Annotated in this window: 4 protein-coding genes; 1 reads left to right on the forward strand and 3 read right to left on the reverse strand. The window is 64.3% G+C overall.

Annotated elements, in window-relative coordinates; all coding sequences use genetic code 11:
• Positions 1–272: 272 nt before the first annotated feature.
• Together VNH11_16730 and VNH11_16735 are read right to left on the reverse strand one after the other, a co-directional pair.
• Positions 273–3,071 carry a protein kinase gene (locus VNH11_16730; GenBank protein HVA48017.1) on the reverse strand — a complete coding sequence of 933 codons (2,799 nt, stop codon included), beginning with the start codon at positions 3,069–3,071 and terminating at the stop codon, positions 273–275.
• A 245-nt stretch (positions 3,072–3,316) separates the two neighbouring features.
• Positions 3,317–5,500, reverse strand: a complete 2,184-nt coding sequence (locus tag VNH11_16735) for a hypothetical protein (GenBank protein ID HVA48018.1) — start codon at positions 5,498–5,500, stop codon at positions 3,317–3,319.
• Between the two features lie 292 nt (positions 5,501–5,792).
• Here VNH11_16735 and VNH11_16740 point away from each other — a divergent pair, with 292 nt between their 5' ends.
• Complete coding sequence (locus VNH11_16740; GenBank protein HVA48019.1) at positions 5,793–6,806, forward strand: hypothetical protein; 1,014 nt, start codon at positions 5,793–5,795, stop codon at positions 6,804–6,806.
• Between the two features lie 30 nt (positions 6,807–6,836).
• On the opposite strand, the gene treY is transcribed toward VNH11_16740, so the two are convergent.
• Positions 6,837–9,773: a malto-oligosyltrehalose synthase gene (treY, locus tag VNH11_16745; GenBank protein ID HVA48020.1), complete on the reverse strand. Its 2,937-nt coding sequence runs from the start codon at positions 9,771–9,773 to the stop codon at positions 6,837–6,839.
• Positions 9,774–10,124: the final 351 nt, after the last annotated feature.

Consider the following 10,124-nt stretch of genomic DNA (forward strand, 5'->3'; position numbering starts at 1 on the left):
TTCAGGGTTCAGGGTTCAGGGTTCAGGGTTCAGGGTTCAGGGTTCAGGGTTCAGGGTTCAGTGTTCAGGGTTCAGGGTTCAGGGTTCAGGGTTCAGGGTTCAGGGTTCAGGGTTCAGGGTTCAGGGTTCAGGGTTCGTTGCCTTCACACTCCATCCGTCACTCAAATCCTGAACCTGAACGCTATGCACTACACATTGCTCGTTCTTTTCGCATTTCATCCTTCACTCAGATCCTGAACCCTGAACCCTGAACCCTTTCTGAACCCTGAACCCTACGTTATCCATCCGCCAAAAAATCCGGAGCCCCGCCGCTGTGTCGAGACCGGCGCGTCGAGCCGTCCGAGCACCAGCGGCTCGCTGGCAAACACGTGAAAGCCGGCGTCGATCATGGCCCACACCGCCACATAGCAACCTAGCCAGTCCGGCTCAACGTGCAAGACGCGGTTGCCGCCTCCCTCTTCGAAACTCTTGCGGTCGACCGGCAGGCGGATCAAGGCCGAAAGCTGCCGCGGGTCTTCGCCGCGGCGGGGCAGGTTGCGGCACAAGGTCACAATGCACTGCTCGCTGAACCGCGGTTCGGGCCACTGCCAGCAGACCCGAAACGTGCCGTTGTTGCCGGGCTCGTGCGTCAACGCCTTGCGGGCCACTGGCGGCGCCAGGCCAAGCTGCTGCGAGGCCAGCAGCTCGCCGGCAATCCACTCTTCGATCTGCCGCCGGTAGTCGCCGAACTCCTTGGGATGCTTTCGCAGCACGCGGGCGTCGAAGGCCTCGCGAAAACCGGCCAGGTCGTTGTGCTTCAACGTTCCCAACAAGTGCCGCAGCACGCGCAGTTCGGCGAGCGCCCCTTTGGCCACGCGGGCCATTTCGCCGGGCAAGGGGTATCCGGCCAGGCAATCTTCGGCCGCCAGCTCCGCGAGCTTCATTTTGTCGCCGGCCGCCTGCGACGCTTTCATCTGTTCGAGCACCGCCTGCCGCTGATGGGCGGCCTTGTAGACCTTTCGCCAGGCGTCGGCGTCGTGGCACTCGGCCAGCAGCGAGTTGTTCCATGTCTTCAGCAGCCGCGCATCCTGCTGCGGGGCCTGCTCGATCGGGTAGTCGGGCGGAATCTGTTTGAGAATGTGCAGCACGGCGGCCCGCTCGGCGGCCAGCACCGCGCGCGAGCGAGTGTGCGATGAAGCCAGTCCTTTGGCCTCGAGCTGCTCCATGCGTTCCCAGGCGGCCGCCACCGCCAGATCGGACACCGGCTCTTGCAGCACGCGCTTCAAATGGGCCAGCGCGTGAAGCCGGTCGTGGGCCAACTTGAGACGGGATGCCATCCGCAGCCCGTAGCCGGCCGGCAAGCTGCCCGACGCGTGAAACAGGGCTTCTTCCGTGGTCATGCTCTGCGGCTGGGCGGCGAGCCGCTCCAATTCGGCCACCACCTCCAGGCGTTTCTTGGCGGCCACCACCCGCGGCCGCTCGGACTCTGCCTTCTTCCAGCCGGCGAAGGTCGGCTCGTTCCAGGCGCCGACCAGCGCGGCATCCGTGGTCTCGCTCAGCGTCGTTGGCACAGCGGCCAGCGCACTCCAGGCCCGTTCGCGCTGAAGACCGCGCTCCACCTGCGGGCGATGCGGCTCGGCCTCCGGATGGCCGCCCGCCGCCACGAGCTTGTGCCACGTCGCCTCCAGTGCGGCCGCGTCGCAATCGGCTTGCTTCAGCAGAGCGAGCACCGAGTCGCAAAGCTGGTTCCGCTCGCGCCAAGACTTGACTTCCGTCTCGAAGCGCCCGGCGCTCTTTCGGCCTTGCAAGAGCCTGGCGTGCGCGTCCCATTCGCGCACGAACTCTCGCCACTGGCGGGCCTGGCGGTGGCGGTCGAGTTGGTCGATAACGGGCACCAACTGCTGTGCGAGCTTGGCGACCGCGACGGCCGCATGCGCTCGCGGGAAATCGTCGAGCAGCTTCGGATCGTAAAGCCGCTGCATGGCTCGTTCGTCGCCCGACGCGACCGCCCGTTCCAACTCCTCCAGCCGTTTGACGCGCTCCTGGGCGTTGCGGATGCGCGGTTGCAAGGCCGGCGGAGCGGCCGACGGCGGCTTGCGGCTGCGAGTGACCAGCGCCACGGCGGCGTCGAAGTCGCGCGCGTTCAAGAGCGACTCGACCTTGGCGTAGGAGAACAGCACCTCGTCGAGCCGCGGCACCTGGTCGAGGTGTACCCGCCGCAGCGCGACCAGCTCTTCGCAAAGCCGCGGCACGTCCGCATCGCCGGAACGCTTGAGCGCCTTCATCAGCTCCGAGTGTGCCGGGTCGTCGAGGTCTTCGCGGCGAAAGAGCAGCTTGTCATATTGGTTCTTCTCGACGAACCGCTGCCACAGTTCGGGCGCGGCGGCCAATGCCCGCAACGCCGCCAGGATGAACAGCGCCGAGTAGTGGTCGAGGTGCAACGAGAGCGGCGTATCGTGATTGCGTTCCGGGTGCTGATAGGGATCGACGCCGATCTCCAGGTTCTTGCGGCCCACGAGTGCGGGCACGCACATGCAATCGTAGTCGACCAGTTTCAACTGGCCGGTGGTGGTCACCATGATGTTGGCGTGCTGCAAATCGCCGTGGGCAATGTTGGCGGCGGCAAGCTGCTCGACGGCCTGCACCCACTGCTCGCAAGCCTGCTGCAAGGCGGGGCGGTTCTTGTCGCGGCACTGCCGGCCAGTCCATTTGAGCAGCGTTTCGCCGGGCACCCATTCCATGGTGACCAGCGGATAGTATTTGCCGTCGCTGGCCGAGCGGATTCCGCCGTCCGCGTAGGTGAAACCGACCAGCGGGCCGATGTGTCGGCCTTGCAGATAAGCGGCGATGGCGTTGTAGCGTTCCCGCCGCTCGGAGGCCGCGCTGGTGAAGACGCGGATGGCCATCGAGCCGCGGCCATTGGGGAACGTGCCCTTATAGACGGTGGCGAAGGCCCCGGACCACGCTCGTGGCTGTTTGCAGTCGTCTTTCTCGATGGCCAGCCGCCTCAGCTCGGCATCGCGGAACGCATGCTGCGGGTTTTGCAGCATGGTGCTGAAGTGCGAAGCCAGCGGCCAGGAAAGGGCGGACATTAGACGTAGGCGGTAGACGGTAGACGAGGGCGGTGGTGGCGATCTAGTCTTCGGTTTTGACGCTCGAACCCGCGGTGCCTCGGACGAACGTCAAAACACGGATACCCACATTCTATGCGAGAACCAGGCAGCCGTTCACGCGCGTCACCCATAATGGTGGATCGAACGCGCGGCGGCACTCGCTCTGTGGCTCGGGGCGGATGCCGCACAGAGGGCCTTGGATTATTCGACGAATGAGCGGGGCGCTAGCTCAATACCGGATACCCGTTCATGTGCAACAGCCACAACAGCGGTTCCAGCAGGCCGACGGGGGCGATCGTGCGGCGGGTCAGGTCGCGCTCGCCCAGACCGTCCAGACCCACGGGCGTGAGCGGAAAGAACAAAAACCGCCCGCCAAACAGGTCGTCGATCTGCCGCTCGATCTGCCAGCCGGGCCAAACGGTGTCTCTCAACTGGCTCATCAGCTTCGAGCGTGCTTCGATATTGCGCACGCTGTGGGTCCAGTCCAACTCCGCCAGGTCGCGATAAAACTTTTCCACCGCCCCGCCGCCGTGCGGGTCGGCGTAGGGCTGAGCCACCATCAGATCGAGCTTCGAGACGCACAGCGCGATCGGCACGTGTACCTGCCGCCCCGCCCGAATGCCCTTGATCCGCCGCAGGTCTTCGCGAAAGCCGGCCAAGGCCTGCGACTGCGTCTCGCTCGGCTCGGTCGGGTCGAGAAAGAAGAAGAAACCGTCGCCGTCGAGTGCCCGCTGCCGCTGCCGGTCTTCGATCGTCTGGCTGCGGATCACTTCGCCCGAATAGTCGAAAATGTTCACCAGCACGTTGGAAGCCCCGAAACGGTCGTGATCGAGAAAGTTGAAGATCAGCGGATGCGGAATTCGGCCGACCTGCGTGGCCATCGGACCGAGCTTCTTGTTGAGAATCTCATCGACCACGATGTCGAAGTCGTCGGAGCTGGTGGAGCGGATGCGCTCGAACTGGATGACGTCGGGATAGTTGCCGCGGTTCAGCTCGCGATAGACCATCGCCAGCCAGTGCGTCTTGCCCGCCTGCGGAATGCCCAGCGTCGGAAAGCATAGCTTGACGTTCTCGCGATACATGGCCGAGAAGGTGAAATCGCACTCTTCGTAGGGATGCTCGGAAATCACGTTCTTGCAACGCACCATTTCCAAGCCCGGATGCGGACCCTCGCCCATCGGCTCGAAGGTCCCCTGTCCCAGGCAAAGCGGGCAGGTCTCCCGCGTCCTTTGCTCGCGGCTGCGCGTGCCGCGTTTGAACAGCAAACCGCCCGCGCTCGCCAGGCTCAGCAGGCCGAAGCCCAGCCCGCCGCGGATCCATTGCTTCTGCTTCAAGTAAGTGTCTCGCTCGGCCGCGTATTGGGCGATTTCGGCACGGGCGGATTCGAGTTGCTTGGCATCCTCTTCGAGCCGCTTGAAGACGGCCGTCTGCGCGGCCGACTCGACGGCCAACCGGGCGACCAACTGCTCTTCGCGCTGGGCCTGCTCGACCAGCGCTGCCAGCGACGCACCGGCCGATTGCGACTTTTGCCACTGGCCCAGCGCGGCCGCGAACTGCGTCTCGGCCGCTCTCTTGTCGGCCACGGTTTGGGCGAGTTGTGCGTCCGCCGTTTTGTTGTCGGCCACGAATGTCTCGCGGGGCGACGTCTCGGCGCCCATGCCCGCCTGCAATAGCCACTGATAGACACGATCGCCCAGCACGAACGTGGTCAGCGTCACCAGGGCCAGCGTCACCAACAGGCCGGTGAGAAATTTCGACAGCCCGAGCGCACGCGCACGTCCGCCAAACAACCAGCGTCGCAGCTCGTGGCGGCGCTCGTGAAGCGTGACCGCGGCCAGGCTGGCTACGGCGACCAGCCCGAACAGCCAGAACCAGCGGTTGTCGACGCTCAGCAAGGAGGCCATTTGCCCGGCGATTCGCTGGCTGGCCTTCACTTCGTAAAGCTCGAGTCGTTCGTGGTAGAGGTCGGCCCGGACCTTGCGCCAGTCGTCGACCACCTGTTTTCGCCGCTCCGAGGCGTCGTCGGCCGACCGCTCGAGAGCCGCAATGACGGGCGTGCCTCCTTTCTCGACAATTTCCACCAAGGCCCGCTGCTCGTCGCCCGAAAGCGTGCGCAGCAGCCTCGCGATTCCGCCCCGGCTCGTGCCCGATGTCAGCCGCTCTCGCTGCTGCTGTCGAATTGCGATGTCCTCCTGTGCCTGGAGTTGGCCCACCACGGCTTCGACGTAGTGGTCGGCCAGTTCGACGGCATCGGCGCGGGGCTGGCCGCTCGTGGCCGGTCCCACGAGGCCATCGGCGGCGATTACCTGGGCGTGACCGCAGAGCAGCGTGGCCGTGACCGACAGCACAACGAGCGCGCGGCAAGCGGGTTTCTGCAAAAAGACGGTCACGGGTGTCGGGCGCGGCATAGAGCGTTGTGCTGGGACGGTTGGGGCGGTTGAGCGGCTTACGTCATCTTAGACGAAACGAACGTAGGGTGGGACCAGCGAGCTTGCGAGCGCCGGCCCACCGTGAACGACGCCGCGCTGAGGGTGGGCCGGCGCTCGCAAGCTCGCTGGTCCCACCCTACAGTCAGTTTTGACGATACTCGGTGGAATCCCCACCGTCAAAAAGTACACGTCAGTTGCAATCCGCGGCATCGCCAAATACTCTGGAACGCATCTCGTAATGGTGGCTCACTCTTTTTCGAAGGGAACCGTGATGATGCGCGCGTCTTGGCTCCGCGCACGGCAGTGGCATTGCTTCTTCGGGGCGGTTGTCGTCCTGTCATTGGCCTGCGCCGCCGCGCCGCCAGCCTGCGCCGCTGCGCCGCCCTTCGACGTCAATGTGCTCGACAAAGAATTCTCCAACGCCGCGCGCGACAACCCGAAGTTGCGGGGAGCCTGGATCGACGTCGAATACGAGCCGAACGCCGACGAAGCCTTGCCCGGCAAGTTCACGGTCCGCCGCGTGCTCGACACCGACCGCGCCGCGTCGCAACGTGTCGAGATCGACCGGCTGGTTCATGCCTGGCTATCGGGCGCGAACTACGAGCTGAAGCCGCGGGCCGACCGACTCTATCCGTTCTCCCGATTGCTGGCCGATCTGGAAGTGGCGATCGAGACCGACGCCACGCTGAGCGGATGTCAAATCAGCGGCGGCTATTATGCGGCCGATCCGAACGAGCCGGGGGCGCTCAATCTCGTGCTCCGCGGGCGGATGGCCCGTGAAGACCAGGACGTGGCCATCGAGGGCCTGTGCGGCCGGCTGATGCGGCGCGATCCGGCGTGGGTCAAGCCCGGCGCCGGCAAGCGAGGCGAAGCCGCGGAGGTGCCGCTGGCGATTACGCCGAAGACCACGGAATTGACGGTCGTCGGGCCGTCGGAAGCCAACGGCCGCTGGTTTTATGCCGCCGGCTTGCGGCATTTCTGGAAGCTCGACTATGCCCGTGCCGCACATGCCTTTCACCAGGCCACGCTCGAATCGCCGCGCAAGCTGCAATATCACTATTGGTGGATCGTCTCCGACCTGGCCCAAGGCAAGGGCCAGCTCGCCCGCCGCCGCATGGACATGGTGGTCCGCCGCTTTCGCGACGAAGACTTCGATCACCAATCTCCCGAATACCGCCTGGTCGTGCGGTCGCTGGAACGGGTGCAAGGGCCCTTGCGTACGGCCCTGCAGCGTTTGGAGACGCAGGCCCTGTTCGGCAACTCGCAGCTTGGCGCGAACTATTGATCCGTCGATGGCCGGCAACTCGATATCCGGCTAAGGCACCTCCGTTAACAGCGCCACGGGAAACTCCCGAAAGAGCGTCGCCACGGCGATGCGGTTGCCCTCGGCGGGAATCCGCCGGCCCGTAAACAGGTTTCGCCAACCGCTCGGCGCCGGAGGCAAAGAAAGCTCGGTGTCGCCCCACACGCTCGCCTCCCACATCGGCTGCCCGTCCGCTTGCAGCGGCAACACGAGGCGCGGCACCACCACCACCGCCGCCCGGCTGCCGTGAACGCGGGCAAAGGCACACACGTGCTCCGCCGCCGCACCAGTAACTTCCAGCGGCACATAGTCGCCGGTTTGAAACAGTTCCGCGTGCTCACGGCGAAAGTTCAAGGCCCGGTACGTGACGTAAAGCTTGATCCGGCCGTCGCGCCAATTCTCCAGCAGCGAACCGGCCAATGCCGCCGGATCGCCTTCGGCCCGCGACTTCAATTCCCCCAGCAGCTTGCGGCGAAGAGCGAAATCGACCGGGCGGCGGTTATCGGGGTCGACCAGGCTGAAATCCCACAGCTCGGTCCCCTGATAAAAGTCGGGCACTCCTGGCGAAGCGATCTTCAGCAGCAGTTGGGCCAGCGAGTTGTGCATGCCCGCCACGGCCAGCGGCCGGTGCAATTGCTCGAAGTCGTCCAAGAACTCCGGCGAGCGCAGACGGTCGAGCGCCGCCGACACGAAGTTGTCGACCGCGCCCTCCCAGTCTTCATACGGGTTGGTCCAGCTTGTGTTCGCCTTGGCTTCCTTCATCGCCTTCGACATATACTGTCGAATGCGATCGACGAACGTCTGCCAGTCCCCCTGCTTCGCGTCGAGCGGCCAGGCGCCCACCAGCGTCTGGTAGAGCAAGTATTCCTCGTTGGGGCTGGGGGCCTCATAGCCGTCGACTTCGGTCTTGTGAGGCAAGTTCAGCTTGTGCCAGCGCGCGATCGCCGCCTCCCATTCGTCCGGGCACTGCGACAACAGGTTGATCCGTGCCCGAACGTCTTCGCTGCGCTTGGTGTCGTGCGTGCTGCTGGCCAGCATGGTGTGCGGCCATTCTTCCAGCCGTTGACGATTGCGGCGGTGGAATTGCTCGAGGCCCGTGCCGACGTGTTCGGGGTCGCCACCCACATCGTCCAGCGACAAGAGCGGGTAGTCGCGATAGAAGGCGGTGTCTTCGATGCCCTTGGCGGTGACCGGCCCGGTGAGCTGCTGGAAACGGAGCACGAACTCGCGTCGTTCGTCGCGCTGCGCTTCGGTGAGGTGCGGCGGACCGTCCAAGAGCAGCACGGAGCCGACGAAATTGAACACCGAAGCGTCGATTTCGGGGTTGCGGCGCTTGGCGACCCGCAGGGCCGACGCGATGCGGCGGCGATCTTCGTCGCTCACCGGTTCGCTGCCCGGCCGCACGTAGGTGCGATAGACCGGAAAGCAGGCGATCGTTTCCAGCAGGGCGTTGTGCAGCGTCGAGAAAGTGAAGTCGCGCGAATCGCGATGACTTTCCGAAATCCGGTCGAGCCGCCGCGAGAGCACGTGCAGCTCGCTCGACATCGACCGCTCCAGGATCACCTTCTTGCTTTCGTAGGCCACTTCGCGAAAGCGGCGGCTCTGGCCCGTGAAGCGGACATATAAGCTGCGCATCGCGCTCGCGTTTCGGCCTTCGACGAACAGGCCGTTGAGCAGGTTCAAGAAGTCGTAGCCGGTGGTTCCCGCCACGGCCCAACTGGCCGGCAAGGCTTCGTCATAGCCCAGGATCTTCTCGGCCACGACGTAGAGCGGCACCCTGGTGTAAGGAGCCGTTTGCGCGGAAGCCTCTTCGCCGGCATGTCGCGCTTCCGGTAAAAGATTCCTGACACCTGTTTCGGCGACCATCTGGCGGTATTCGTCTTGCAGGGCGGCGAAGTAGCGCTCGGGATCGAGCAGCCCGTCGGGGTGGTCGATGCGCAGGCCGGTCACCCAGCCCGCTTTGAGGAAGCGAAAAACGAGTTCATGAACCGTGCGAAACACCGCCGGCAGTTCCACCCGGATCGCCGCCAGCTCCTTGACGTCGAAAAACCGGCGGTAGTTGATTTCGTCGGCCGCCACGCGCCAATAGGCCAGCCGATAGGCCTGCTTGTCCAAAAGTTGCTCCAGGCGGTCGAAGCTGCTCGGCTCACCCGGCCGCCCGTTGAACTCCCGGATGGCCAGGTCGAGCGCCGCCTTGATCGAGGGCGAGCCGGCGACGAGCGCGGCGGTCCGCCGGGGCACGACGTCGCGCTCGAGCTGCCGCTGATGGACTTTTTCGGGGTCGGTGTCCGAAAGCGACGGCAAGTTGCGAAGCGAAAGGATGACGCTCTCCAACTCCAGCCACTGGGAGTCGTCGTGAGCAAGCTGCCCCACCAGATGCTGCTGCAGTAATTCGAGCACCTGCGTCCAGGTGTGCAGTGCCAGCGGGTAACGGCGATCGTCGTACCGCAGGTAGAACGCTCCCTCTTCGTAGGCGAGCTGTAGGTGCTGGCTCTCCAGCGCCTTGCCGTATTGCTCGCCCAAGAACGGCAGCAGCACTTTGTTCTGAAGCTCCGGCTTGGGCGGATTGAAGTCGATGTCGAAGAACGAAGCGTAGGGCGACGCGGGACCATTCTCGAGCACGTCTTGCCAGAGTCGGTTGTTGGGGTCGTCGATGCCCATGTGGTTCGGCACCACGTCCAACAGCAGGCCCATGCGGCGGTCGATCAGATCGGTTGCAAACCGGCGGAAATCGTCTTCCGAACCAAAGTCGGGGCTGATCGTGCTGTGATCGACGACATCGTAACCGTGCGTGCTGGCCTTGCACGCGCGGAACACCGGCGAGGCGTAGGCGTCGGAGACGCCCAAGTCGTCGAGATAGCCGACGAGCTCACGGGCGTCGGCAAAGCCAAAGTGTACGTTGAATTGCAGCCGGTAGGTTGCCACCGGCACGCGTCCAGTCCGCTGCATCTGTGTTCTCGAAATGTCGAAGCTGGCTCTGAAACTGCGCGATCGTCTGCCGCGCTGGTCCGCCAGGCGTCAGGCATCAGGCATCAGGTATCAGGCATCAGGTATCAGGTATCAGGTATCAGGCATCAGGTATCAGGCATCAGGTATCAGGCATCAGGTATCAGGCATCAGGTATCAGGTGCAGAAGCACGAATACCTAAAGCGTAACTTCTGAACCCTGAACCCTGAACCCTGAACCCTGAACCCTGAACCCTGAACCCTGAACCCTGAACCCTGAACCCTGAACCCTGAACCCTGAACCCTGAACCCTGAACCCTGAACCCTGAACCCTGAACCCTGAACCCTGAATTG

The sequence above is a fragment of the Pirellulales bacterium genome (assembly GCA_035533075.1).
Lineage (GTDB): Bacteria > Planctomycetota > Planctomycetia > Pirellulales > JAICIG01 > DASSFG01.

What these genes read in the sequence shown, in the direction of transcription:
- VNH11_16730 (HVA48017.1), bottom strand. Translation starts at nt 3,071, where the DNA reads ATGTCCGCCCTTTCCTGGCCGCTGGCTTCGCACTTCAGCACCATGCTG.
- VNH11_16735 (HVA48018.1), bottom strand. Translation starts at nt 5,500, where the DNA reads ATGCCGCGCCCGACACCCGTGACCGTCTTTTTGCAGAAACCCGCTTGC.
- VNH11_16740 (HVA48019.1), top strand. Translation starts at nt 5,793, where the DNA reads ATGATGCGCGCGTCTTGGCTCCGCGCACGGCAGTGGCATTGCTTCTTC.
- treY (HVA48020.1), bottom strand. Translation starts at nt 9,773, where the DNA reads ATGCAGCGGACTGGACGCGTGCCGGTGGCAACCTACCGGCTGCAATTC.